The organism is Phycisphaerales bacterium, assembly GCA_035627955.1.
GTDB lineage: Bacteria > Planctomycetota > Phycisphaerae > Phycisphaerales > UBA1924 > JAEYTB01.
Map to the genome: position 1 here is coordinate 1 of DASPKU010000021.1, position 24,652 is coordinate 24,652.

26 protein-coding genes are annotated in these 24,652 nt (G+C 69.0%); 10 read left to right on the forward strand and 16 right to left on the reverse strand.

What is annotated here, in order from left to right; genetic code table 11:
* Window positions 1-235 precede the first annotated feature (235 nt).
* The 4 genes from VD997_16330 (at window position 236) to VD997_16345 (ending at window position 6,590) form a co-directional block, all read left to right on the forward strand.
* A complete protein-coding gene (locus tag VD997_16330) occupies window positions 236-724 on the forward strand; it encodes a hypothetical protein (protein HYE63559.1) in 489 nt (162 codons plus the stop codon).
* 20 nt (window positions 725-744) lie between these two features.
* Window positions 745-2,658, forward strand: coding sequence for an Hsp70 family protein (locus VD997_16335; GenBank protein HYE63560.1), 1,914 nt, complete (start codon window positions 745-747; stop codon window positions 2,656-2,658).
* 123 nt (window positions 2,659-2,781) lie between these two features.
* The gene (locus VD997_16340) at window positions 2,782-4,674 is read left to right on the forward strand and encodes a hypothetical protein (GenBank protein HYE63561.1); all 1,893 of its coding nucleotides are present in this window, start codon (window positions 2,782-2,784) and stop codon (window positions 4,672-4,674) included.
* A gap of 8 nt (window positions 4,675-4,682) precedes the next feature.
* Window positions 4,683-6,590 carry a hypothetical protein gene (locus VD997_16345; protein HYE63562.1) on the forward strand — a complete coding sequence of 636 codons (1,908 nt, stop codon included), beginning with the start codon at window positions 4,683-4,685 and terminating at the stop codon, window positions 6,588-6,590.
* A gap of 246 nt (window positions 6,591-6,836) precedes the next feature.
* Here the strand turns inward: VD997_16345 and VD997_16350 are convergent, their stop codons facing one another.
* The gene (locus tag VD997_16350; GenBank protein ID HYE63563.1) at window positions 6,837-7,316 is read right to left on the reverse strand and encodes a nucleoside deaminase; all 480 of its coding nucleotides are present in this window, start codon (window positions 7,314-7,316) and stop codon (window positions 6,837-6,839) included.
* A 55-nt stretch (window positions 7,317-7,371) separates the two neighbouring features.
* On the opposite strand from VD997_16350, the gene upp reads away from it, so the two are divergent.
* The 3 genes from upp (at window position 7,372) to VD997_16365 (ending at window position 10,318) form a co-directional block, all read left to right on the forward strand.
* Window positions 7,372-8,019 carry a uracil phosphoribosyltransferase gene (gene upp, locus VD997_16355; protein HYE63564.1) on the forward strand — a complete coding sequence of 216 codons (648 nt, stop codon included), beginning with the start codon at window positions 7,372-7,374 and terminating at the stop codon, window positions 8,017-8,019.
* A gap of 152 nt (window positions 8,020-8,171) precedes the next feature.
* The gene (locus VD997_16360; GenBank protein HYE63565.1) at window positions 8,172-8,504 is read left to right on the forward strand and encodes a hypothetical protein; all 333 of its coding nucleotides are present in this window, start codon (window positions 8,172-8,174) and stop codon (window positions 8,502-8,504) included.
* A gap of 344 nt (window positions 8,505-8,848) precedes the next feature.
* Entirely contained in the window at window positions 8,849-10,318 is a 1,470-nt protein-coding gene (locus tag VD997_16365; protein ID HYE63566.1) for a hypothetical protein, read from the forward strand.
* A gap of 372 nt (window positions 10,319-10,690) precedes the next feature.
* On the opposite strand, the gene VD997_16370 is transcribed toward VD997_16365, so the two are convergent.
* The 6 genes from VD997_16370 to VD997_16395 all read right to left on the reverse strand — a co-directional run bounded on the left by VD997_16370 (window position 10,691) and on the right by VD997_16395 (window position 13,659).
* Window positions 10,691-10,972 (reverse strand): UPF0175 family protein, encoded by a 282-nt coding sequence (locus VD997_16370; GenBank protein ID HYE63567.1) that lies wholly within the window; start codon window positions 10,970-10,972, stop codon window positions 10,691-10,693.
* Window positions 10,973-10,980: 8 nt separating this feature from the next.
* Entirely contained in the window at window positions 10,981-11,721 is a 741-nt protein-coding gene (locus VD997_16375) for a hypothetical protein (GenBank protein HYE63568.1), read from the reverse strand.
* Between the two features lie 144 nt (window positions 11,722-11,865).
* Complete coding sequence (locus VD997_16380) at window positions 11,866-12,240, reverse strand: YbaB/EbfC family nucleoid-associated protein (protein ID HYE63569.1); 375 nt, start codon at window positions 12,238-12,240, stop codon at window positions 11,866-11,868.
* A 13-nt stretch (window positions 12,241-12,253) separates the two neighbouring features.
* On the reverse strand, window positions 12,254-12,727 hold the full coding sequence (locus VD997_16385) for a hypothetical protein (GenBank protein HYE63570.1): 474 nt from the start codon (window positions 12,725-12,727) through the stop codon (window positions 12,254-12,256).
* A gap of 10 nt (window positions 12,728-12,737) precedes the next feature.
* Window positions 12,738-13,196, reverse strand: coding sequence for a hypothetical protein (locus VD997_16390; GenBank protein ID HYE63571.1), 459 nt, complete (start codon window positions 13,194-13,196; stop codon window positions 12,738-12,740).
* A 7-nt stretch (window positions 13,197-13,203) separates the two neighbouring features.
* Complete coding sequence (locus tag VD997_16395; GenBank protein HYE63572.1) at window positions 13,204-13,659, reverse strand: hypothetical protein; 456 nt, start codon at window positions 13,657-13,659, stop codon at window positions 13,204-13,206.
* A 283-nt stretch (window positions 13,660-13,942) separates the two neighbouring features.
* Between VD997_16395 and VD997_16400 the strand changes: the two genes are divergently transcribed.
* Window positions 13,943-14,209 carry a ferredoxin family protein gene (locus VD997_16400; GenBank protein HYE63573.1) on the forward strand — a complete coding sequence of 89 codons (267 nt, stop codon included), beginning with the start codon at window positions 13,943-13,945 and terminating at the stop codon, window positions 14,207-14,209.
* A 131-nt stretch (window positions 14,210-14,340) separates the two neighbouring features.
* Here VD997_16400 and VD997_16405 read toward each other — a convergent pair whose 3' ends face one another.
* Genes VD997_16405 through VD997_16415 form a run of 3 tightly spaced genes read right to left on the reverse strand, consistent with a single transcriptional unit; the run spans window position 14,341 to window position 15,448 of the window.
* The gene (locus tag VD997_16405) at window positions 14,341-14,595 is read right to left on the reverse strand and encodes a hypothetical protein (GenBank protein HYE63574.1); all 255 of its coding nucleotides are present in this window, start codon (window positions 14,593-14,595) and stop codon (window positions 14,341-14,343) included.
* A gap of 47 nt (window positions 14,596-14,642) precedes the next feature.
* Window positions 14,643-15,131 (reverse strand): hypothetical protein, encoded by a 489-nt coding sequence (locus tag VD997_16410; protein HYE63575.1) that lies wholly within the window; start codon window positions 15,129-15,131, stop codon window positions 14,643-14,645.
* A gap of 50 nt (window positions 15,132-15,181) precedes the next feature.
* Complete coding sequence (locus VD997_16415) at window positions 15,182-15,448, reverse strand: hypothetical protein (protein ID HYE63576.1); 267 nt, start codon at window positions 15,446-15,448, stop codon at window positions 15,182-15,184.
* 305 nt (window positions 15,449-15,753) lie between these two features.
* On the opposite strand from VD997_16415, the gene VD997_16420 reads away from it, so the two are divergent.
* Together VD997_16420 and VD997_16425 are read left to right on the forward strand one after the other, a co-directional pair.
* Window positions 15,754-16,395 (forward strand): DUF6677 family protein, encoded by a 642-nt coding sequence (locus VD997_16420; GenBank protein HYE63577.1) that lies wholly within the window; start codon window positions 15,754-15,756, stop codon window positions 16,393-16,395.
* On the forward strand, window positions 16,392-16,634 hold the full coding sequence (locus VD997_16425) for a hypothetical protein (protein ID HYE63578.1): 243 nt from the start codon (window positions 16,392-16,394) through the stop codon (window positions 16,632-16,634). Before VD997_16420 ends, VD997_16425 begins: the two co-directional genes overlap by 4 nt.
* A gap of 39 nt (window positions 16,635-16,673) precedes the next feature.
* On the opposite strand, the gene VD997_16430 is transcribed toward VD997_16425, so the two are convergent.
* The 6 genes from VD997_16430 to VD997_16455 form a co-directional block, all read right to left on the reverse strand.
* Window positions 16,674-19,673: a PAS domain S-box protein gene (locus VD997_16430; GenBank protein HYE63579.1), complete on the reverse strand. Its 3,000-nt coding sequence runs from the start codon at window positions 19,671-19,673 to the stop codon at window positions 16,674-16,676.
* A 130-nt stretch (window positions 19,674-19,803) separates the two neighbouring features.
* Window positions 19,804-20,430: a hypothetical protein gene (locus tag VD997_16435; GenBank protein HYE63580.1), complete on the reverse strand. Its 627-nt coding sequence runs from the start codon at window positions 20,428-20,430 to the stop codon at window positions 19,804-19,806.
* A gap of 215 nt (window positions 20,431-20,645) precedes the next feature.
* The gene (locus VD997_16440) at window positions 20,646-22,313 is read right to left on the reverse strand and encodes a hypothetical protein (protein HYE63581.1); all 1,668 of its coding nucleotides are present in this window, start codon (window positions 22,311-22,313) and stop codon (window positions 20,646-20,648) included.
* A 78-nt stretch (window positions 22,314-22,391) separates the two neighbouring features.
* A complete protein-coding gene (locus VD997_16445) occupies window positions 22,392-23,195 on the reverse strand; it encodes a GNAT family N-acetyltransferase (GenBank protein HYE63582.1) in 804 nt (267 codons plus the stop codon).
* Window positions 23,192-23,977, reverse strand: a complete 786-nt coding sequence (locus VD997_16450) for an AAA family ATPase (protein HYE63583.1) — start codon at window positions 23,975-23,977, stop codon at window positions 23,192-23,194. The genes VD997_16445 and VD997_16450 overlap by 4 nt, the downstream gene beginning before the upstream one ends.
* A complete protein-coding gene (locus tag VD997_16455; GenBank protein HYE63584.1) occupies window positions 23,974-24,498 on the reverse strand; it encodes a hypothetical protein in 525 nt (174 codons plus the stop codon). The genes VD997_16450 and VD997_16455 overlap by 4 nt, the downstream gene beginning before the upstream one ends.
* Window positions 24,499-24,652 lie beyond the last annotated feature (154 nt).

Here is a 24,652-nt window from a genome sequence, read left to right on the forward strand (position 1 = left end):
AGGCGTTCTTCGCCTGCCTGGGCGGCACCTGCTGCGAGACCTGCTACTGCCAGGGCAGCGACTTCAACGGCGACGGTGACTTCGGCACCGACCAGGACATCGAGGCGTTCTTCCGCGTCCTGGGCGGCAACCCCTGCTGATCCGGCGCTGCTGATCGAGCCCCACTGAACCTGTCACCATCCACGGCCCCCCGCCCGGCGCGGGGGGCCTTTCTTTTTGCCCGTACACTCCGCCCATGCGCCCTGCCGCCATGCTGCTGGTCCTGCTGTCGTCTGTGCTCGCCGCGTGCGCCGGTGCGCGGGCAAGGCCCGACGCCCGCCACCTGCCCGACGACTTCTCCTTGAGCGTCGCCGTGCAGCCTGGCGGGGGTCGAGAGCCCGCGTGGTATGTCATCGAGCCCGACGGCACGCTCCGCGCGGCTATCGGGGCCCGCCGCCCCGACAGTCCGCGCCCCGCCGGCGTCCGCACCCTCACGCGCGACCAGGTCCGCGGGGTGTGGGAGCTCGCGTGCGCCGCCGGCCTCGCCGGCGAGCACCACGGCGAGGGCAAGGTCTCGACGACCCTCCCCGGCTCTCCCGCGGGTGCGGCGGTGGTCGAGGTCGCCAGCGCGGGCAAGCGCCGCACCGTCGCGGCCCCAGCGCCCAGCGACGCCTCGGGCGCTGGGCTGTCCAAGCTGCTGGAGCGGCTGCGCGAGCTGGCGTGGATCGAGCCTGCCGGCACGTAAGCGGCGCGTACCCTCGCCGTATGCCAGCGCCCATTGTTGGAATCGACCTCGGCACCACCAACTCGCTGGTGGCGATCGCCGACCGCGCGGGCGCCCGCATCATCCCCGATGGGCACGGGCGCGCGTTGCTGCCCTCGGTTGTGCGGTACGAGCCCTCAGACCAGCCGCCCGGCTACGCGACGGTGGTGGGGCACGATGCGAAGGAGGCCGCGCCGGACTTCCCGCTCCAGACCGTCTCGAGCGTGAAGCGGTTGATGGGCCGGAGCGTGCGCGACGCCGCGCCCGACCTGCGGTTCCTGTCCTACCAGGTCATCGCAGGCGAGCGCGACACCGCCCGTGTGCGCGTTCCGCTCGGGCAGGACGAGATCACCTTCTCGCCCGAGGAGGTTTCCGCGCAGGTGCTCGCGCGCCTCAGGGCCCAGGCCTCCCGCGCCCTGGGCGAAGAGGTCACCCGCGCCGTGGTCACGGTCCCCGCGTACTTCGACGACGCTCAGCGGCAGGCCACCCGCACCGCTGGCCGCCTCGCGGGGCTCGAGGTCGTGCGCATCGTTCCCGAGCCCACGGCGGCGGCGCTCGCGTACGGCCTGGGCCTTCCCCGCGGCGCCAACGACCGTCCGACGACCGTGGTGGTCTACGACCTGGGCGGCGGTACGTTCGACGTGTCGGTGCTGCGGCTGACCCCAGCGACGCAGCCGGGCGAGACGTTCTTCTTTCAGGTGCTCGCCACCGGCGGCGACACGCACCTGGGCGGCGACGACGCGGATCACCTGCTGGTGGACCTCTTCCGACGCGAGATCGCAAACGTGCTGGGCGTTGAGGCGGCGGCCATGGAGCTGCCGCCGGGCGTGCGGCGCCAGCTCGTGGGGCTTGCGGAGTCGGTCAAGATCCGGCTCTCCGAGCACGAGGAGGCCCGCGTGGACGTCGCCCTGGGGGGCGACCGGCGCTACCAGCGCACGCTGACGCGCTCCGAGTTCGAGGCGCTCGTCGCCCCGCTGGTGGACCGCACCATCCGCATCTGCGAGCAGGTGGTGAGGGACGCCGACATGGGGTGGCACGATCCGTCCTCGGGCCGTGCGCCTGTAGACGCCGTGATCATGGTCGGCGGATCCACGCGCATTCCACTGGTCCGCCGTCGCGTCGGCGAGCTCTTTGGCCTGGAGCCTTACACCGCTCTTGACCCCGACCAGGTCGTCGCCCTCGGCGCGTCGGTGCTGGCCAGCGTGCTCGACAGGCGGTCCACCGGCACGCTGCTGCTGGACGTCATCCCGCTCTCGCTCGGGGTTGAGACCGTCGGCGGAGCCGTCGCCAAGCTCATCACGGCGAACTCCACGATCCCAGCGCGGGCGACGGAGATGTTCTCCACGAGCGTCGACGGCCAGACCTCGATCCGCCTGACTATTTACCAGGGCGAGCGTGAGATGGCGGCGGACTGCCGCAAGCTCGGCGAGTTCCACCTGCGGGGGCTGCCCCCCATGCCCGCGGGCATCCCGCAGCTGGAGGTGCAGTTCCTCGTTGACGCCAACGGCGTGCTCAACGTCAGCGCCCAGGAGCGCCGCAGCGGCAAGCGGGCCGCGCTGCAGGTCGTCCCCAACCACGGCCTCACCAGCGACGAGGTGGAGCGCATCGAGCGCGACAGCCTGCACCACGCCCGCGAGGACATGGCCCGTCACCGCGTGGTGGACCTCATCGTGAACAGCAGGCTTGACCTCAAGTGGATCGGCGAGCGCTTCGAGAAGTTCGAGGGCGAGCTCGAGCCCGCGTACCGCGACGACCTCCGCGCCCGCATCGAGGGTCTGCGGGAGATGGTCAAGCAGGCCGAGAGCGACTGGCAGAGCGTTGACCCCAACGCGTTTTATAGGGCCAAGCACGAGCTGGACCAGGCGAGCATCCGCCTGCAGGAAGTCAGCATTGCCCGCTCGCTGCGGGAGGGCTGAGCGGCGTGTTCCGCCTGTGAGGGGCACGCAACGCGGTCGCCGCCCATCCCGCACAACCGCACGCCCCAGCCGGCCGATCCCGTGGTGTGCGCCGCGCTCCGCGGCGCCGCGGGGTTGCGCACCATGAAGCTCGCACACTGGGCGGTATTGCTATCGGCGGGGCTGGCCTCGCTGGCCCTGGGCCAGCAGAAGGAGCCCATGGCCGCGTACGCCGCGAGCACCGCTCCCACGCAGGTGGCCTTCCAGACCTCGACCGGCTCCACGTGGTACTCGGGGGGCACGGCGAGTGGAATGACTGAACGCGTCACGTTCCAGGAGCTGCTGAACAGCCCGGTCAGCGGGCGCGCCCTGGTGACCCTTTGCGATGACCACAGTGTGTGGCTCACGCGCTGGACCAGCAGCTCCTTCTGGAGCGCCCCCACGCAGCTGGCCACCAACGCCGGCCTGCCCAGCGCCAAGGTGTTCGCCGGCGCGTACGAGACGGAGACCGGCAACCTGATTGTCGTCTACCGCAAGACGACCTCGACCACGCTGTACTACCGCGTGGTGGGCGCGACCGTTGGCCCTGAGCAGAGCTTCGCCATCGGCCTCGCGAGCGCGCCCACGTACATGGAGATGTACCCGCAGCCCCGCGGCAACGAGATCATGCTGCTGGTCGCCGCGTCGGGCCGCCTGCACGCGGCGGTGTGGAGCGGCAGCGCGTGGACCGGGTCCGTGCAGCTGGAAGCAGCGCTTCCCACGAGCGGCCGCCCGTTCGCGGGCGCCTACACCAACAGCAGCACGCAGGGCATGGCCGTGTGGTCAGATACTGCCGGGAGCGTGCGCTCGCGCCTGTGGACGGGCGCGACCGCGTCCTGGAGCGCCGCCACCACACTCCCGGCGGTGAGCGGCAGCGCCCCGCTGCACTGGGTGACGCTCGCAGGCTCGCGCAAGCACGCCAGCGATGAGGTGCTGTTCGCGGGCATCGGCACCAACAACGACATCAGCGTGAACCGCTGGAGCGGGAGCAGCTGGGGCAGCAACAGCGTGGTGGAGACCAACGTCGGCTTCGCCGATGGGCGGCGGGTGGCCCTTGCGTACCAGCACGACGGCGAGGAGGCGCTGCTGGCGTGGCAGCAGGCGGGCAACAACGCGGTGCAGTTCCGCCGCTGGTGGGGGGGGGTGTGGTCGGGGACGAGCGCGACGTCTTCGCTGGGCAGCGAGCCGCAGAACATCCGCCTGGAGCCCGGGTACGCCGGCAACCAGATGGTGATGAGCGTGCGCCGCAAGGGGGCGGCGAGCTACGCCGATTACATGGCCTACTCCGCGAACGGCTCGGTCAACCTGACTGGCACGGTGGTGGGCGCGGTGGGCTCGGGCGGGTCGGTGGCGCTCCCGGTGCCGCCGACGGCCACCGCCGGCACGACCAACATCAGCACGCCCAACAACCAGACCACCACGATGACGCCCGGCAACTACGGCAGCCTGGTGGTCGGCAACGCCTGCACGCTGAACTTCAGCGCAGGCACGTACGTGTACACGTCGTTCACCGCCCAGTACAACGGCACGATCATGAACTTCAACACCGCGGCGGGGCCGGTGCGGTTCATCCTCACCAACGGCAGCTTTGCGGGCAAGAACGCCATCACCATCAACAACACGGGGCAGCACGACGTCGAGTTCCACATCCTGAACGGCAACTTCGAAGCCCAGAATCACTACGCCGTCTCCAATGCCGCGGTGTTCGCGTACAACGGCAATATCGACTTTGAGAACAACGCCAACTTCACCGGCACGCTGTACGCCAGCGGCAACATCACCGGCAGCGGGACCATCAAGCTGCCTGACAGCGACCCCGTGGGCGGGCCCGGGCGGCTGACGACCGTCACGTTCACCGCGGGCGTCCCCAGCGCGCCCGTGGACCTCAACACGAGCATCGCGGGGGAGTGGCGCTGGGACGTGTGCGCTCTCTCCCGCTACCCCGCTGTGCGGTCGGTGAAGGTCGGCCGCTGGCGAGAGATCGGGCCCGACGAATGAGGAACCCCATGACCAACACGCACTTTGCGAGGAGCGTACGCACGGCTGTTGCAGCCATCGGGCTGGGGTTGGCGGCTGTCGGCCATGCGCAGCAGGACCGACCCTGTGTCGTATACAGCGAGACATCCACGCCCGAGACGATGTTCTCGCGCGAGTGGACGGGCTCTTCGTGGCCAAGCCCCAGCGCCGGCGCCGGGCTCTCCGGCGTGATCCGCTGGCAGCGGGTCTGCAACAGCCCCAGCACCAGCGAGCGCGCCCTCGTGTGCCTCGCCTCGGACAACGCCCTCACACTGTCGAAGTTCAATGGCATGTTCTGGGAGCCGCCGACGGCCGTGTGCGCTGATGCGGGCACCCCCAGCACCCGTGTATTCGATGCCGCGTACGAGCACATGAGCGGGGAGCTCATGGTCGTGTACCGCAAGACCACCTCCACCTCCGTGTTCTACCGCACGTACACGAGCGCGATCCCGCTCGAGCAGTCCACCAATCTTGGTCTGACCACTGCTCCGACGTGGATGGAACTGGTGGTCAGGCCCCGCTCCGATGAGTTCATGCTGCTGGTTGCCGCGGGCGGGCGGCTGTATGCGTCCATTTGGAACGGCTCGGCCTGGGGCAACGCGGCCAGCCTCGAGACTTCGCTCAACTCCAGCGGCCGCCCCTTCTCCGGCGCTTACATGAACAACTCGGGACGCGGGATCGTGGCATGGTCCGCCACCAGCGGGGCCCCCAAGTACCGCGTCTGGAGCGGCACGGCGTGGGGCGCGGCGGCGACGCTGCCGGCGGTGTCGGGCGGCGTCACCCTGGGTTGGATGACCCTGACCGGCAGTCCTTCGGCGACCTCGGATGAGGTGCTCGCCGCCATGATCGGCAGCAACAACGACGTGAACGTCAACAACTGGACGGGTACAGCCTGGGGCACAAACACCGTTGTTGAGTCCAACACAGGCTCGAGCACCGGCCGCCGGGTTGACATCGCCTACCAGCCCAACGGCTCCCGCGGCGTGGTGGCCTGGGAGCGAGCCGGCAGCACCGCTCCCCGCTACCGCACGTGGAACGGCAGCGCATGGTCCGCGGAGCAGACCGGCCCCGACTTCGGGAGCCAGCCCCAAGCCATCATCCTTGAGCCCGGCCTGGACGCCAACCAGGTCGTCATGGCCGTGCGGCGGCTGGGCCCGGTAAGTTGGGATGACTTCGTGGCGTACTCAACGGGCGGGTCGGTCAACCTGACCGGCATCGTGCACGGTCTGGTAGGGACCGGGCCGGCGTACACCATGCCCCTGCCCCCCAGCGCTACCGCGGGAGCGTCCAATGTGAACCTTGGAAACAACGACACGCGCACCCTCGCCCCCGGCAACTACCACGACCTTATCGTGGGCAACTCGTGCACTGTGAACTTCAGCACCACCGGCACCTACGTGTTCCGCCTCTTCAAGGCCAACAACAACTACACCACGATGAACTTCGACACCTCGGCCGGTGACATCGACTTCATCCTCACCAACGGCAACTTCGACGGCCAGAACACCATGACCTTCAACAACAACGGTGAGGGCAAGGTCCGGATCCACGTCATCAATGGCAACTTCGACAGCAAGAACAACAACTTCGGCCGCAACATCTCCCTGTACGTCTACAACGGCAACATCATCTTCGGCAATGACCTCACGTTCAACGGGGAGATGTACGCCAGCGGCAACATCACCGGCAGCGGCGTGATCGACCTCTCGACCAGCTACGTCGGCTCGCCGGGGCTGCTCTCGGTCGCAACCTTCACCGATGGGGCCCCGGGGCTGCGCACGGACCTCTCCGCCAACATCCCGGGCTACTGGGGGTGGGAAGTCTGCGCTGTCGCCGGACGTCCGCCCTCCAAGAACATGCGAGTCTCGCGCTGGCGTGAGATTGGGCCGGACGAGTGATCGGAGTTGGTCTAAATGAATGAGCTTTCATCCGCCCTTAGCGCGGAGGCCCTTGTGCCTTAATCCCACCCCGCTAGCTTGCTCCCACTTGAGAGTTGCACCCTCTCCCCGCAACTCTCCAGGCATCGGTCGCGTGGGGGTAACCCATGCGGACCACTAGCGGGCCGTGTCAATCCCCCCCAGGACGCGGCCCGTTTTTTCTTTTTGCTCCGATCGCTTTCAGCAGCCGCGTGTGAGCGCGCGAGATCACGCCCCCGGCGGCACCCCGATGTCCTCGTCCCACAGCTCCGCGTGCTCGCGGATGAACTGCTCCATCAGCGACACGCACCGCGCATCATCGGCCACGACCAGCTCCACGCCCTCCGCCCGCATCCAGTCCTCCCGCCCCTGGAACGTGCGGTTTTCCCCGATCACCACCCGCCGGATCCGGTGCAGCACGGCCGTGCCGCTGCACATCGCGCACGGCGAGAGCGTCGAGGCCAGCGTCAGCGTGTGCCAGTCGCGCCGCCGCCCCGCGTTGCGGATGCACACCGTCTCGGCGTGGGCGGTCGAGTCCCCTGTCTGCACCCGCAGGTTGTGCCCCAGCGCCACGATCACGCCCTCGGCGGTCATCAGCGCCGACCCGATGGGGATCCCACCCTCGGCTCGGCTCTTGAGGGCCTGCTGGTACGCGGCGTCGAGCGCCAGCCGATCCAGTGTCCGCCGATCAAGTGTGCCCTGGTCCATGCCGCGAGTGTACCTCGCCCGCTGCCCGCGCCCGCCCTCCTGTAAACTGGACAGCATGGGCACGCCCTCCCCCGAGTTCCCAGGCGTCATCGTCTTCGACCACCCTCTCATCCAGCACAAGCTGACGTACCTGCGCGACCGCACCGTCAGCCACCGCCCCTTCCGCGCCCTGCTCTACCAGATCGCCGGGCTCATGGTCTTCGAGGTCACGCGCACGCTCCCCACCGAGGTTATCGAGGTCGAGACGCCCATCGAGCGCACGCAGGGCCGCCGCCTCGCCGGCCACGTCACCGTCGTTCCGGTGCTGCGCTCAGGGCTGGGCATGGCCGAGGGCATCCTCGAGATGATGCCCGAGGCCCGTGTCGGGCACCTCGGCCTGGTGCGCGACGAGGAGACCCTCAAACCCCGCGTCTACCTCCAGCGCCTCCCGCGCGACCTCTCCGCCGGCCCGGTGTTCCTGGTCGATCCCATGCTCGCCACCGGCGGCTCCGCGGCCGAGGCCGTGGCCATCCTGCGGCGCGCGGGCGCGAAAGACCTCCGCCTCATCTGCCTGGTCGCGGCGCCCGAGGGCATCCGCCGCATCCGTACCATGGACGCAGAGATTCCGATTTATACCGCGGCCATCGACCGCCAGCTCAATGAGCGGGGCTACATCCTTCCTGGACTGGGTGACGCGGGCGATCGCATGTACGGCACGGGCTGAGCTAAAAACGCGAGCCGGCGGCAGCCAGGTGGAGTGCGAAGCCCCTCAGCAGCGCTTCAGGTGCGCCTCGCCCGCCCCGCGCATCATGCTCCTCGCGGTGTGCCGTCGGCTGGGTACGACTTACGACGCCCGCCGCGCCAGGAGTTCACAACATGGCGGACAACCGCAACAACGAGAAGAACCGCGATCAGAACCGCGGCATGGGCCAGCAGGACAACCAGACGCAGGGCCAGAACGCGCAAGGCTTCCAGGGTGGCGGCCGCACCGGCACTCCCTTCACCCACTCCACGCAGAACAACTACGGCGCCCAGGGCGGCCAGCAGAACAAGCCCGGCCAGTCCGGTCAATCCACCCAGAACCGCGCCGACAGCCAGACCCCTGGCAAGGAGGGGGAAAGTCGACGCGGCAGCCAGTCATCAGGCCAATCAACAGGCCAATCGGCCGGGGGTCGCACGGCAGCAGGGGCTGACACCGAACCGCTCTGACGAGTCTTCCAACCGCAACAACCCGCAAACCTCATCGCCGCCACGCGGCCCGGGCCGAGCCGGCCCGCGAGACGCTGCCACCACAGACCCGAAGTTTTCCGGCATGTCCGACAACCAGTCCCGTGATCGCGGGGACCAGGGCGGCCAGGCCGGCACCACGGGCCGCTTCGGCGGCGGCTGACCGAGCACGGCGGCGATGAACCACGGCGGCGCGGGCAACCGCGCCGCTTGTGTTTTTGCCAATCTGTCTTACTCCGGTTTCCGGTTTCCGCCTTCCGGTTTACGGCCATTGTGGAAAACCGCGTACCGCACCACGCATCCACCCCGCCCTACCCTCCCACCCCATGAGCCTGATGCTGAGCGTGAGCGGTTGCCGCGGCGTGGTCGGAGAGTCGCTGACCCCCGAGGTCGCCGCACGCTTCGCCGGCTCCTTCGCCGGGTGGCTGCGCGACCGCGCCGCCGGCCAGCCCGTCACCATCGTCCTCGGACGCGATGGGCGCGCCGGCGGCGAGATGGTCCGCGCCGCCGCGCTCGCGGGCATCACCGGTGCCGGTTGCCGCGTCATCGATCTCGGCGTCGCCATGACGCCCACCGTCGCCGTGATGACAGACTCCTACGCCCGCCGCAACGAGGGCCCGGTCGCGGGCATGGTCCTCACCGCCAGCCACAACCCCCAGCAGTGGAACGGCCTCAAGTGCCTGCTGGCCGAGGGGGGCCTGCACGGCTCGGCCGCGTGCGCCCCGCCCGCCGCGTTCGCCGCCGAGATCATCGAACGCTTCAAAGCCAACAAGCCCGGCCTGGTCTCCTGGGAGCACATCGGTCCCGTTGTGCAGGACGATTCCGGCATCGACGAGCACATCGGCCGCATCATGGACGCCCTCGTCGACTCGGGCCTGTGCGAAACCCCCGAAACCCTCGGCGACGGCCTGCACGTCGCGGTTGACTGCGTCAACGCGTCGGGCTCTATCGGCGCCCCCCGCCTGCTGGAGGCCCTGGGCTGCTCAGAGATCCTCCCGCTCAACGCCAGCAGCTCCGGCCTGTTCCCCCACCCGCCCGAGCCCACCGCCGAGAACCTCGCCATGCCCGGCGGCCTCGCCGATGCCGTGCGCGAAGCAGGCGCCGACGTGGGCTTCGCCCAGGACCCCGACGCCGACCGCCTCGCCCTCATCGACGAGTCCGGCCGCTACGTCGGCGAGGAGTACACGCTCGCGCTGGGCGCTCTCGCCCTGCTCAGCGCGGCCGAGAAGAACAGCGGCCCGGTGCTGGTCACCAACCTCTCCACCTCGCGGATGATCGACGATGTGGCCGCCCGCTTCGGCGGGCGCGTGCTCCGGACAGCAGTGGGGGAGGCCAACGTCGTCGAGACCATGAAGCGCGAGCGCGCGTTGGCCGGCGGCGAGGGCAACGGCGGCGTCATCTGGCCGCGGGTGACCTACGTCCGCGACTCGCTCAGCGCCATGGCCCTCACGCTGTGGCTCATGTCCGCCCACGGCGGCGGGCGCGGCGCCCGCCGCCGCCTCTCCGACCTCGTCGCCTCCATCCCCACCTACGCCATCGAAAAACGCAAGGTCTCTCTCGCCCGGCGCGAGGACGCCACGCCCGCCATCGAGAAGATCGCCGCGGCCTACCGCGACCAGCGCGTCGACCGCCAGGACGGCGCCTGGGTCGACTTCACGACCGGCCCTCTCGCGGGCAAGGCCTGGCTGCACGTGCGGGCCAGCAACACCGAGCCGATCATGCGGCTGATCGCTGAGGCCCCCACCAGCGACGCCGCCAATGCGGTGCTCGACGACGCGGCGAAGGTGATCGGGTGACAGTGCAACGGGGTAGCGCATGAACAGCGTTCACTTCCTAACCAGAGATCGACGGGGTATCGACACCGTCCGAGCGCGGCTGAGCACGTTTCTTGAAGTCCAGCACTCCGAGGAAGGACGAGTAGTTTGCGTTTCCGAGGGCGACAGCCGCGCGTACTTGTATGAGTCAGGTGCGGTTGATGAGCACGGGATGTACTGCATCACCTGCGATTACTCGTGCGGCCGGAAGGCGGTCGTGGCCGTGATTCGGTGCTTGGCCAACGACGAGAGCGTCATGATCGACTTCGACATTGGCCCCCTGATGCCCGGTCGAGCGGTTGTCGCTTTGTTGTCAGGGAATCCCGAATGGGACTGGCTCACAGAGATGCGCGATCATTGACCGTTGTGTTTGCCGAACAGTTGTCTCATTGTCTCTCGATCTTGCTCCAGATCTTCAAGCGAGTAGTTGTGGCAAACGTCGCGATCGGCGAGCCACTTCTCTGTCGCCCAGCGGTCCGGTAGACCAAGTAAACGCTGGACCGTCGAGTTCCCGGACTTGCGAGTCCTGTACCCCTCGATGACCAGCGCCTCAAACGCCGCGCGGTCCAGGTTGTCCCCCCACACCTCGATCAGCGTCCTCTTCGCGTCGTCGGGGATGTTCAGTGACAGCGTCATACCGAATCTTAGTCCGGATCCCCCACCCACCCCATCACCCGGAACACCGCCCGCGTGGGCGCGATGATCTCCGCCGCGTTGCTCTCATCAAACTGAGCCACCGTGTCCACCGGCAGCAGCAGCGTCTCGGTGTACTCCCAGTTCGCCGGCCCCGAGTGCTGCAAGTCTTCCAGAGCTCCCAGGTCGCACTCGATGCACACATCATCGCTGTGCGCCACATGGTCGCGCACGTACGCCACCGCCCGCACGCGCGACGCATCCACCACCAGCCCCGCCTCCTCCGCGACCTCATCCTCCAGCTGGCTGAGCAGCGCCCCGACGGGAACCTCCTCCACGCTCGGGTGCGGCGCGGGGACGCCCCCCGACGGCCCCAGCTCCCACATCCCGCCGTAGATCCGCGTCTGCGGCGAGCGCCGCCCCAGCAGCACGTACGCCCGACCCGCCCCGTCCCGCACCGTCAGCACCGCCGTCACCGACAGCTGCTGCACTCCCGTCACCACCCGCGGCTGCACGGCCAGCCGCATATACCGGTCCCGGCGCGCCAGCACCTCGCCGCCATCAGCATCAAACGTCACCACCGACAGGATCGGCCCGTCGAAGTGCCGCGGGTTCTCCTCGCACAGCTCCCGCCACCGCGCCTCCACAGCGGGTGACACCTCCGGCGGCCCCGGCGGGCGCGTCATCCGCACCCGCGGAAACCCTTCCAGCGGCCACGCCGTGACACCCTCGATTGAACGCAGTGGGATCATGAATAGGAACCCCGACCGTGAGGGAGGGCACAGCCGCGCTTCGCGGCTGTACGGCTCGCGTCCCAGTCTGGCGGTACTTCCAGCATGTCTTTCGGCCGCGCCGGCGTCGAAGCGCCGCCCGACCCTCCCTGATGGTCGGGGTTCTTATGCCCCCAGCAGCCCCGGCAACCCCGGCAGCCCGTTCTCAAACCCGAGGGCCTTGGCCTCCTCGTCGATCGCCTCCTTCATCTTCCCCTGCGCCTTGGTGATGCCATCGTTCACCGCCTCCGCGATCAGCTGCCCCGCCAGCGCCCGCGTCTTGTCGTCCGCGTTCATGCCCACCACCAGCCCCGGCGCCAGCTCCACGCTGAGCACCTTCATCGCCCCGTTCACCACCACGCGCACCGCCCCCATCCCGCTCTCGCCCGTGACGCGCGTGCTCTCGCTCTTCTCCTTGATCCGCGCCCCCGCCTCGCGCAGCTTGTCCTTGTTCTTCATCAGCCCCGCGACCGCGGCCATCATCTTCATGTTGTCGAACATGGCACTTCCTTGTTCAGGGCAGCAGCGCCAACGCCGCGCCCAGCACCAGCAACGTTATCAGCGTCGCCACCCCGAGCGCCACGGGCTTGCTCACATGCGCGGGCTCGTTCTTAAGGTGCGGTCCCACCAGCACCCATCCGATCGCGATGGGAAACAGCCACAGGTGCCCCCTCTTGCCCGAGGAACCGAAGAGCATCGCCGCCACAACCCCGGGCGGGTTCTCCATGTGGGGCAGCACCTTCAGTCCAATCCACACCTGCGTCGCCGCGAGCACCCCACACCACGCCATGTACGCCAGGTGCCATCGCACGCTCCACCGCGCCGCCTCAGAACGCAGCAGCGACAGCACCAGCGTGTCTCCGCACTCGGGGCACTCGTTGGTCTCCAGCCCGCGCAGGTTGTAGCGGCAGCGCGGGCACTTGACGTCGTTCTCGCGCAGATACTCGATCAGCCTTGGGTCCGGCGAAGATCGCAACGTCCAGCCCATCGCGGCCCCTTCAGATCACCAGCCCGATGCCCACATACAGAACCGTAAGCCCCGCCGCCAGCGCCAGCACGTGCCACCGCTTGGCCCCGAACGCCACCGACACATCGAAGTACCACACGTACACCAGCGCCGCGAAGTTCACGATCGGCAGCAGCCCGAACCCGCCGTCTTGCCACGCCGCCGTACGCCGTCCCATCTCGAACCGCACGAACAGCATCTCCCACGGGTTGTTCGCCACCGGGTGGTACCACAGGTACCACAGCATGGACACGTTCGCCGCCGCCAGCACCGCGATCCCCGCCCACTCCCACGCCGCCAGCGCCCGGTGCCGCGGCCCCAGCAGGTAGGCCATCGTCAGCCGCGTCCCGCACTCGGGGGACACTGGCTCCGCGAGGCCGCGCAGGGTGTACCCGCACCGCGGGCAGTCGACCTTGTGGTTCTCGAGGTAGCGGTTGACCTTCTCGTTCATGCTCCACCTACAAGACGCTCTGCACCGATAGCGCACACAGCTGCACCACCACCAGCGCCCACGCCGTCCACAGCAGCATCTCCGCCCCGGCGCGGCCGCTCGCCCGGAACCGCAGCATGGGCCACGCGATCAGCAGCATGGCCGCGCCCACCGGCACCAGCCCGCCCCCGTGCCGCCCCTGGAACACCAGCCGATACCACCCCGGCAGCCCTACCTCAACGGCCGCCTCCCACACGAACGCCGCGCCGCACAACAGCACGCACAGCCACCACCCCCAGCCGCTCACCATCAGCGCCGCCCACCGCGGCCGCACCGGCCGCCCCAGGTCCGCCACAACGAACCGCCGCCCGCACTCCGGGCATGTCAGCCCGCCCAGCCCTCGCATCGAGTACCCACACCCGATGCACGGCGAATCAACCACCCGCAGGTGCTCGATGAGCGATGCCTCGTCCTTGAACTCCACGCCCGAGTGTACCTCCGGAAGAGGGGTCTCTCGCGGAGGACGCGGAGGCGCGGAGAAAGGCATGGAAAAGAAGCCAAGCAGCTGAGACTTCAAATCACCAGGCTTAGGTTCTCACGGCTGCCCGTCTCCGCCAGAGACACTTCGGGCTCTCCTCCGCGCCCCCGCGTCCTCCGCGAGAGACATTCCCCGCCTTTCTCCGCGCCTTTGCGCCTCCGCGTGGGCTTCCTGCACCGCCCGGCCGATGGATATGATCCGCCCCGAGACGATTCCCAGGACCCACTTCATGCCTCACGTCATCACCGAGCCCTGCATCGGCACCAAGGACACCTCCTGCGTGGGCGTCTGCCCCGTGGACTGCATCCACCCCAGCAAGAACGAGCCCGACTTCGGCTCAACCGATCAGCTCTACATCGACCCCGATACCTGCATCGACTGCGCCCTCTGTGTCGACGAGTGCCCCGTCAAGGCCATCTTCCAGCAGGAAGACGTCCCCGCCGAGTGGACCAAGTACATCCAGGTCAACCTCGACTACTACAAGAACAAGGGCTAACAGGAACCCCGACCGTCAGGGAGGGGAAAGCCGCGCTTCGCGGCTTTGCGTGAAGCCCCACGCAAACTGAGTCAGCAAGTCGAACGGAGTGCCGCGAAGCACGGCCCTGCCTTTCCTCACGGTCAGGCTTCCTACCGCTCCTTCTTCGACACCAGGTCCCCATCCTCCTCCACCACCAGGTCCCACCCCTTCTCCCCGCTGGTGACCTTCGCCTTGTAGGTGACGAACCCGTCCTTCTTCTCCCGAAGGATCGAGTCGATCTTCCCCGGCGCCGTGCGCTGGATGGTCTTGAGCACCGGCGGCGGCACCTCGGTGTAGCTCACCCCCGCCCGCTCCTGCACACAGCCGCAGAGCACCAGCGCAACGACCGCAATCAGGTACCGCATCATTCCAGCGTACTGCAAAGCGGTGCTCCTCACTTTGCCACTTCCTATCAGGCCGCCCGCTCGTGCCACCGCGCGGGCCGCACGTTGCTCGGGGCGTTGGGGGTCTCCCGCCAGTCCTCGGCCGTGCGGAGCGTGAGCTCCATCGGCATCGTCTTGCGGTAGCCCAGCAGGCGGATCACCTCCAGCACATCGGTCCACGTGGGGAAGGCCTTGTCGTTGCTCTTCTTGAAGGCCTCGATCGCCATGAGGAACAGGAACTGCTCCTTGGTCAGCTCCCCTTCCTCGGCCGAGCGGGTGAAGTCGCTGAGCCGCCGCCCAGCCCCGCGCCGGCGCTCCAGGCCCGTGGATGCGCCCTCCACGTTCAGTGAGCGGCGGTCCACCGGCCACACCCGCCGGTCGATGATCGTGCCCTCGGGCGGGCCGGGGGGACGCTGGCCGGAGTTGGACGTGGATGGCAAAGGAGCCAGGGGCGCCGTCGGCGCACCTGGCTCCTGAGTGGTCTGCTTGGCGGAAGGCGTGGGGTTCTTATCGGGCATGGGCGGGGTCCCTTCTCGGAGCCGCCGCGCGTGCCGATCACCACGGCGGGCTACAGGTCGTCGTCGTCCTCTTCGTCGTCCTCGCCCTCTTCATCGTCACCCTCGGGGTCCTCCTCCAGCCCTTCCTCGTCGTCCTCGAGGAAGTCCTCGTCCTCTTCCTCGAACTCCTCACCGTCCTCAAACTCGTCCTCGTCGCCAAAGTCGTCATCGTCGTCCATGTCATCCTCGTCATCGACGCCCATCAGGGGCGCGACAGCGGGATCCAGCGGCGACAGCCACTCCTCTTTCGTCTCCACCTCAAGCACTGCGATCGACATGTTCCACCTTCCGTTGATTGGTCCACACGCCGCGTGAGCAGACCACACCCACGCGTTTGTTCCACCGTGCGCCCGCGACATTCGGGGCCCCTGCCCCCGCGGTTCCGGTCCCGCGGGACCCATTATTCCCGGGTCCCGCACCACTGTCCCGCGCCGGCAGGAGTCAACCCCCCTGCCCGAATGCGGCGGTACAGTACAATCCACCCCGCCCAAGTCAATCGGGGGGCATCCCCGGCCCGCACGCCGGTTCCATCCACCAAGTACCACCACGGCGCAACCCCGCTCCCCGCCCGCACCAACTCCCGATGAAGACCGATTCAACCAACGAGCCCAGGTTCCCCGCCCTCCTCGCGGCGGTCCTCCTCCCGGGCCTGGGCCACGTCGTCGCCGGCGAACGTCTCCGCGGGCTGTTCGTCGCGGTCGGCATCCTCGGCCTTTTCTTCGGCGGCATGCTCGTCGGGGGCATCGACACCATCGACCGCAAGGACAACGGCGTCTGGTTCATCGGGCAGGCCCTGGTCGGCCCCCTCGCCTTCGGCGTGGACTACCTCCACCAGGAAAAGTTCAAGGCCTACGACCCGTCGATCATGGGGGCGGCCACCCTCGCGCAGGTCAAGAACGCCCGCAAGCGCTCCGGGTATCCGGATGAGCAGATGCAGGACGCCGAGGTCTCCACCAACCAGGGGCGCTTCAAGGTGAAGGTGTGGGGAAAGGCGCCCCCCGGCGGCGGCCCGCCCAACGCCACCAGCGTCGGCAAGGTCAACGAGCTCGGAACGCTGTTCTCGACCATCGCGGGCATGCTCAACCTCATCGCGATCATCGATGCGGGCTTCCCGGGGCGGCCCAGGAAGCAGCGGAAGGAAGGGGAGCCGGGCCCGGCAGACAAGGGCGTGGACAAGGTGCTGACCGGCGCTGACGTCGCCTCGACGGTCGGGGGTGGCCAGTGACGCTGCTCGCCTACACCCCGTTCATCGACCCCGTCAACATCAACCAGTACTGGTACCTGCTGCTGCTGCCCGTGTCGCTGCTGGTCTCGCTGTCGTACAAGGCCTGCCGCGTGGAGTCGCTGAGCGACCTCCCGCGCGAGGTGGGCGTGATGACGGTGCAGATCGTGGTGGTGATGATCCTCCTGGGGGTGGCGAGCTTCCTGTTCGTGGAGAAGGTGCTGCCGATGATCGCGGCGTAGGTCCTCTACGACGTATAGGTCATCGAGGACGTATCGGATCTAGCTCCCCCCTGCCGCGGTGACGATCGTTGTGCGGAGGCCTGACAGCGGCGCTTCGGCGGGCGCGGTGTGGGCGCCTGCGCGGGTGTGCTCGGGGGTGCCGCCGATGACGACGACCTTGCCGCCGGGGTGGGCTTCCAGGAACATGCGGACGCGGGCCGCGGGCGTGCTCGCGGCGTCGGTAACCCACAGGTCGGACGCGTCGCTCGCGGTGGGCGCGTGGTGTACGGCCCGCAGGCCGAGCGCCTGCAGCACCACCGCGACGTACGCGGCGACGCGCCGGTTCTGCAGCGTGACGTGGGCGAACACCAGCGAGGTGGAGGCCTCCTCGCGGTGCGCCGCGGGAAGCGTGAGCTCGATCGACGTACCCTCGCCGGGTTTGGACTTGATGTCCACCGTGCCACCCGCGTTGCTGACGATGCCGAACACCATGGCCAGCCCCATGCCGGTGCCGCCCTGGCCGCGGGCCTTGGTGGTGAAGTAAGGCTCGATGGCGCGCCGGCGGACGTGCTCGGTCATGCCCGCTCCGTCGTCGGTCACGCGCATCACGACCTTGCCGTCGGCGCCCTTCTCGGCCCGCACGATGATGCTGCCGCTCCCGCCCGGGCCCCGCGCCGAAAGGATCGCGTCCCCCGCGTTGGTCACCAAGTTCAGGATCGCCTGGCTGAGGCGGTGCGGGGCCACCGCCACCCGCGGCAGGCCGGGCTGGATGTCGCAGGTCACCTTCACCTCGCGCGGGACCGAGCTCTGGAAGAACCGGCACGCGTCCATCTTCCACTCGGTCAGGTCGGTGTCGGTCCGGTCGGTGTCCTGGTTGACGTCGCGCGAGAACAGCCGCATGCCCCGCGAGAGCGAGCCCAGGTACCCCACGATCGCCTCGATCGCGTGCACGTTCTCGGCGATCGTCGGCAGCTCGCGCGAGGCCCGCGCCAGCTCCTCGATGTGCACGCGCAGGGGCAGCAGCGAGTTGTGCAGGTCGTGCCCCAGCCCCGCCGCGAAGGTGCCAAGGCTCGCCATCCGCTCGCTCCGCCGCAGCTGCTCGTGGCTGCGCTCCAGGGCCATGCTGCGCTCGGTGACCAGCGCCTCCAGCTGCTCCTTGTGGCGGGCCAGCTCGCTGAGCACGGTGCGGAGCTTCTCCTCGGTGGCGCGCTGCTCGGTGATGTCGGTGTTGGTGCCGAACCAGCGGACGATCTTCCCCTGCTCGTCTCGGATCGGCACCGCCCGCGAGAGGAACCAGCGGAACTCGCCGTCCTTGCCCCGCAGCGGGAACGTGTCCTCCCACTCCTCGCCCGACGCGATCGCCTGCTTGAAGTGCTCGGTCACGCTCTCGACGTGGTCGGGGTGGTGCACGCTCCGCCAGCCCCACCCCTGCATCTGCTCGAATGTCGTGCCGGTGTACTCGTACCAGCGTTTGTTGTACCAGTTGATCCAGCCGCTCGGGTCGGTGGTCCACGCCAGCTGCGACATGTTGTCGGCAAGGTCGCGGAACCGCTCCTCGCTGTGCGAGAGGGCCTCCTCCGCCTCCTTGCGGGCGGTGATGTCGGTGCGGATCGCGACGTAACTCTCGGGCTTCCCCGCCAGGTTGAGCATCGGCACGACCGTCGTGTCCACCCAGTAGTAGGTGCCGTCCTTGCGGCGGTTACGGATCTCCCGCCGCCACACCCGCCCCGCGGCGATGGTGCGGTACATCTCCGTCCAAAAGGTCCTGGGGTGCAGCCCGCTGTTGAGCAGCCGGTGATTCTGCCCGATCAGCTCCTCGCGCGAATAGCCCGAGATCTCCACGAACTTGTCGTTGACGAACTGGATGGTGCCGGCGGCGTCCGTGGCCGCGACGATCGAGGCCGCATCGAGGGCTTGCTTGTAAAAGTCCAGCTCGCGCTGGGCCTCCTTGCGCTCCGAGGCGTCCAGCACCATGACGTAAAAACCGACAACTTCGCCGCGCTCGTCGCGCCGGGGCACGTAGTACGCCTCGATCCACCGGGCCTTGCCGTGCCGGTAGGGCGCGGGGACCTCGAACCGCACGCTCTCGCCCGCGAGCGCCCGGTCCAAGTAGGGCCGCAGTTTCTCGACCACCTCCTCACCCAGCACCTCGCCCATCGTGCGGCCGACCACCTCCTCGCGCTGGCGCCCGAACCACGCCTCGTACGCGCCGTTGATGAACCGGTACACCAGCCCGCGGTCGACGAACGAGATCAGCGCCGGCACCGCGTCGGTCATCTCGCGAATCTGCGTCTCGCTCTCGCGGAGCTGCTGCGTGATGCGCACCTCTTCCGTCACGTCCTTGATCAGCCCCACCAGGCGCGGCGGGCCGCCCTCGTGCACCACGTTGGCCCGCACCTCCACCCAGACGATGGACCCGTCGGGGCGCAGGTACCGCTTGTGGCGGCGGATCGGCCGGCGCTCCAGGGCCTGCTGCTGCGCCTCTTCGTCGGACGCGAGGTCATCGGGGTGGGTGAAGTCGCGCGGCCGCTTGCCCGCGATCTCCGCGGGGTCGCGTCCAAGGATGCGGGCGTACTCGTAGTTCAGCCGCAGGATCTGGTTGGTGTGCAGGTCGAGCTCAACCACGCCGATGGGCGCGTGCTCAAAGGCCGATCGGAACCGCGCCTCGCTGTCCCGCACGCGCACCAGGGCCGTGCGTTCGCTCAGGCGGGCCCGCCGCCCCATGGCGCCCACCACGGCGGTGACCGCCATCGACGCCGCGTTGATGACGATGTTGGCCGCGTCGTGCGTGTCGGGGACGATGAACGAGAAGCGCTGCGGCACGAAGAGCAACCAGCCCAGCAGCACCGATACGACCGACGTCGCCAGCCCCGCCCGCAGCCCCCACAGCCACCCCACCACGATGATCCAGGGGAAGAAGAAGCTGAATGCGGCCCGCGGCCCGACCAGCGGCTCGAACAGCATCCGCATGCCCGCGAGCCCGACTGCGCCCGCGATGCCCAGCAGCACGCCGGTGCTTGGCTGCTTCCATATGAGAGGTGATGGGTCGGGCCGGTCCATCTGGAAGGGTGACTCTAGAGGACAGATCCGGACATGCGCGTGAAGAATGGCTCACGGGCGCGCAAGCACGCCAAGAGCGGCATTGAAACCCCGCTGGCAGCCGGTGGATGTGCTAGCGCTGAGTTGGTGTTCAACCGGCTCGAACCACCGCGCGACGGCGCCGTGGCAACGCGCCGAGTGCCGCCAGCACCAGCACCGACCAGGGCGACGGGATCGCCCCGCCCGCGAACAGCCCGGTGTTGGGCTGCGTCTCCCACCCGATCTCCAGCAGGCGGGCGCGGTGGATGAGGTCGGGGCCGATGTCGTACAGCTCGTAGCGCGCCCACGCGTAGTGGAGCCCGCCCTCCAGGTCGGTGAAGCGGATGCCGAAAAAGCTGGGTGTTGTGTCCGTGGGGGATTCCGGCAGCCAGCGGAAGTACCCGCCCGGGCCGTGCCGGTGCTCGCTGCCGCTGGTGCGCAGCACCGCGCCCCACGGCAGGTTGGGCCCGACAAAGTCGCCCAAGGCCAGCCGCACCAGCGAGACCTCCGCCCGCTCGCGCCCGTACGCGTACGTGTGCATCCAGTGGTACGCCTCGTGGTCGGGCCCGCTGTGTGCCTCGATGCCGAAGAGCTCGAGGTCCAGCCGTCCGTCGGCGTTGATGTCGATGACCTGCCCGGGCAAGAAGGGTCGGTCGGGGTTGACGTCGATGACCGTCACGCCGGCAACCGCGCCGGGGGCCATGGAGAGAAGGCAGGCAGCAGCGAGTGGTGCACGCATGGCGGACGGTCTCCGGTGCCGCCCCAGCGGCCCTTCGGGGGGCGGTGATCGGTGATGAGCAGGACGCACGCGGCGCAGGGCGGGATGAGAACAGGCTTGGGCGGGCGCAGGTGGCTGTGGATCGGGCGGTTGCGCGCGGGTCCCTGAGAGCGTCAAACTGGGGTGTTTCAGCTGCGATGGCATTCGCGCGGTTCGCAACCGGGTTGTGAGCGCCGTCAGCCATCGGCGTAGTTCCCCCGCTGGGTCTTGCTCGGCCGGTCCAGGGCCTGCACGAGGTAACGAAGGGCGTCCACCGCATGGTCGTGCCCATCCTTCACGGGGTTGGGGTCCTCGGGCCGCTTGGGGTCGAAGTGGTACTTCTCCAGGCACTCAATGAGCGTCGTGCACCGCTTGTGCACGAACAGGCGCGGCCTCTCGCCGGTCGCGGGTGCGAGTCGGGCCCGCACCAGGTTCAGCCCCTCGTTCACCATCGCGCGGCTGATGCGGGTGGTGTAGCCGTGCTGGTGCAGGATCGGGATCGGCGCGTTCCCGGTCTCCTGATTCTGCTGGAATCCCGCGGGGTCGGGGGCAATGAACGCGGGCGGCGGCCACGCGGGGATGCCTTCGCGGGCCAGCCCTTGGGAGATCGCGCGGATGTGCTCGCCGAGGATGACCTTCGCCTGCACGCGCTCGTCCATCACCCAGATGCTGCCGTCGTGGGCGATGGCCGCGTAGACGATGGCGGTGGGGGCGGTGAAGCCGAAGTCCATCCCGACCGCCCATTCGCGGGTGAGGTGTGGCGCGGGGCCCGCGTGGTCGAACACGTGCAGGTGCGGGTCGAACTCGGGGAGCACCGCGTGCGTGCGGCGCGGGCGGAGGCAGAGCATTTCGGACTCCCACACCACCAGCGGCACGCGCCGCTTCTGGGCGATGGCGTCGTCGACGGTGACGTGGCCGGGGGTGCGAGCGGGGTCCTTGGCGCGGGATTGGCACTCGGGGAGGAGGGGGCACGTGCCACCGAGATGACCCGTCCTCGGGTCTTCTCGGTGGTCGGGGGTCGCACCGCACCGAGATGAAGACATCTCGGTGGCACGGCACACGTGCTCCTCCCCGCACCTCGCCAGCACATCCACCACCCCCCACCGAAACAGCGACCGCTTCCCCTCGCGGGCCTCCTGCACCAGGCGGTGCATGACGCCGTGCGGGATGTGCATGGTTGAGAGGCACTCGACACTGCCGCGGACGAGGTGGTCGCCGCACTGCTTGCTGCGCGTGGTGAGCTGCGCCGCGTCCCATACCTCGGGGTCAAAGAGGTCGACCTCGTCGCAGCGGAGCTTCTGCACGCGCGTGCCGCGGACGCTTGTCTGGGACTGCGCCAGCAGCTCTACGCTCGAGCCGTTCTTGAGGGCGAGCCGGCGCTCGGTGATCTTGCCGTCGACCTCGGCCGCGAGGGCTTCGCTGGTGCGCGGGTCGAAGAGGCGGCGGAGATGGGCGTGCATGCGCTTGGACTGCTCCAGGGAGCCCGCGAGGATGCGGACCTCGATGGTGGGGCGGAAGAGGAGGTCGAGCAGCGTGGCGACGGCGCCCAGGAAGGTCTTGCCGCCGCCGCGGTTGGCCCAGACGACGCAGTCTGTGGGTACCCCGCCGCTCCGCGGCGGTACTGTCGCTGTGCTTTGTAGGTCCTGCGCCCCAGCGATACTCGGAAGAGCCGCCGCGGAGCGTCGGGGTACCCAGAGACCGGGGCCGAAGAACGCGAAGCACAGGTAGTCGAAGGGCGCGGAGCTGCCCTCGAGCACCGGCGCCCGCGGGATTGTGAGCTTCAAGGCGTCCTTGAGCCATGCGTGCAGCTCATCGGGGGTGGTGGGTTCGGGTGGCAGCGGACGCGCGGCGTCTTCGGAAGGCATTGGCGTGCTCCGGGAGTATGGGTTCATGTGGTGTCGCAAGGTGGCACGACCGGGCTCTGACGGTCGTGGGATGGGGCTTCAGGAGGGCAGGGGAGTCTCGTGATCAACGGACGAGCCACGACCGTCAGAGCACGGTCGTGCCACGGGGCACGGTCGCGGCACGTTGTGCACGTACACCAGCGGCCTGGCCGTGAGCGACGAGCCCGCGAGCGCGGCGAACTCGGCGAGTCCATCAAGGTCTGTCATGTCGAGCGGGAGGTGGCGGCGCGTGCTCTTGCTGTCGTTGGCCCACCGCAAGATGGCGGCGCGGAGCGTGTCGGAGGCGACGAGCGCCGAGCGGGCGCGGGTGAGGTCCACCAGCTCCCACGCGTTCAACGCGAGGGTGCGGAGCGTGAGGGCCAGGCGTGTGTCGCGGCGCGAGGTGGGCGGCGCCAGCTCTTCCATGCCGGCGCGGGTGAAGAACGGGCAGGCGCGCCCCATCGCGGCCACGGCCTCGGTGTGCGTGGTGAGCGGGTTGCTCAGGTAGTGCTCGACGAGGCGGCGGGCGATGCCCAGCGCGCGGTAGCGCGGGTCGATGATCACGCGGGCAATGGTGCGGATGTGGCGGTTGATGGTGGTGGCGGTGGTGCGGGCGGTCCACGTGACCGTGGTGGGACTACCGAGAGGAGGACACTTAGGCGGCACGGTGAAGAGGTGTGGCCAGGCGGTGCGGCGCCAGGGGGCGTTGAGCGTGGGCATGATGACGACGAGGACGCCCGCGAGCGTGGTGCCCTCGCGAGCGGCGAGGGTGAGGACAGGTGTGGCCGGGCGCGGGGCGCGGTAGTGGTAGCGGGCGAGGGCCTGGTAGTCGGCCCGCGTGCCCTCCGTGATGGTGATGTTCATGGCTGGCCTCCGGTGGGCATGCGGAGCGTGGCGGTGCCGGCGTGCACGTCGATGATGTGCGTGGCCGAGAGCCACGCGGCGACGTCGTCGTGCGCGGTGGCGAGGAGCAGGAGCGCTTTGGGTACCCCGCCGCTCCGCGGCGGCACTTCTGCCTTTCGCTTTGGTGTTGCAAATGCCGGAAGGACTTCCTGAGTCGAACGAAGACCGCCGCGGAGCGGCGGGGTACCCACCGCGCCCATGAGCCGCCGCAGGGCGTAGCACAGGCAGCGTGCGGTGGCACGGTCGAGCACGCTGGCGAACTCGTCGATGATGAGCGTAACGGGTGCGTGGTGCTGCTGGACGCTGGCGAGGGCCTGCGCGAGCCGCAGCCGGAAGCGCTCGCCCTCGGAAAGCTGGTACGCACTGCGGGAGAGCATGGTCGCGTCCGCGAGGCCCGCGTGGGCGAGTGTGCGCAGGGCACCGTCGAGCGGCAGGTCGATGAGGTCGATGAGGGCTGTTTCCGGGTGGGGTGGGGTGCTGTCGCCGGTGATGACGTTGTGCCCGTTGGAGCGAGAAAGGCGGGCAAGCTCGCCCAGCAGCGTGGACTTTCCGCTGCCGCTCGGTCCCTGGATGAGCACGATGTCGCCGGGCCGGAAGCGGGCGTGCAGCTCGCGGGCAATCGCGGTGAACGTGGGCCGCAGGTCGCTGGCGGTGGGGCGGACAGCAAGCCCGAACGTGGCGCACGCCCTCAGCAGCCGCTCGGTGGGGCGAGTGGTGATGTCGATGGTGCGGATCAGGCTCATGCCGCACCTCCCATCGCGGGACGAGACTCGGGGATAACTTCGAGCGGCGCTGGCTCGGGTGTGTGGAGCAGCGTGGTGGGCTGCGGCTGCGAGCGCATCAGCTCCAGCACCGCCGCGTGGTGCTGGCGGGCGGTGTGGAAGGAGACGCGGGCGAGGCGCGCGGCCTCGCGGATCGACAGGCCGTGCAGGAAGCACGCCGTTGCCACCTTGGCGCGCGTGCGGCCCCACTTCCGCCGGTGCGCGCTGACGAACGCGAACTCGGGCGAGAGCACGCGCAGGGTCAGCAGCCGCACGCGGTATGACACGGCCCGCGCCTTCACGCTGGGGTTGAGGCGGGCGATCTCCGCGGCCGAGCGCCCGTCCGCGTACACGGCCCTGAGGAGGGCCCGGTCGGCGTGCGGGAGGACTTCAGCGCCCTTGAGGATCAGGGCCTGGGACCCACGCCCGGAGCGGCGGCGGTCGAGGTTGCGGGCGGAGAAGTGGTCGGTAAAGGCCTGCGGTTCAAGGGCTTGCTCGTCCATTGGGAGTCCCCCTGCGGTGCGGAACGGGTGCGTGCGGTCGTGTTCACAACCTTGTGAACAGCGGCTACAGTTTCACCAGCTCTTGAACGAGTTGCAAGGGGTCTGTAAGGTATGTCAACGATTTTGCGCACAAACGTCGCCGATGGGTGCGCAA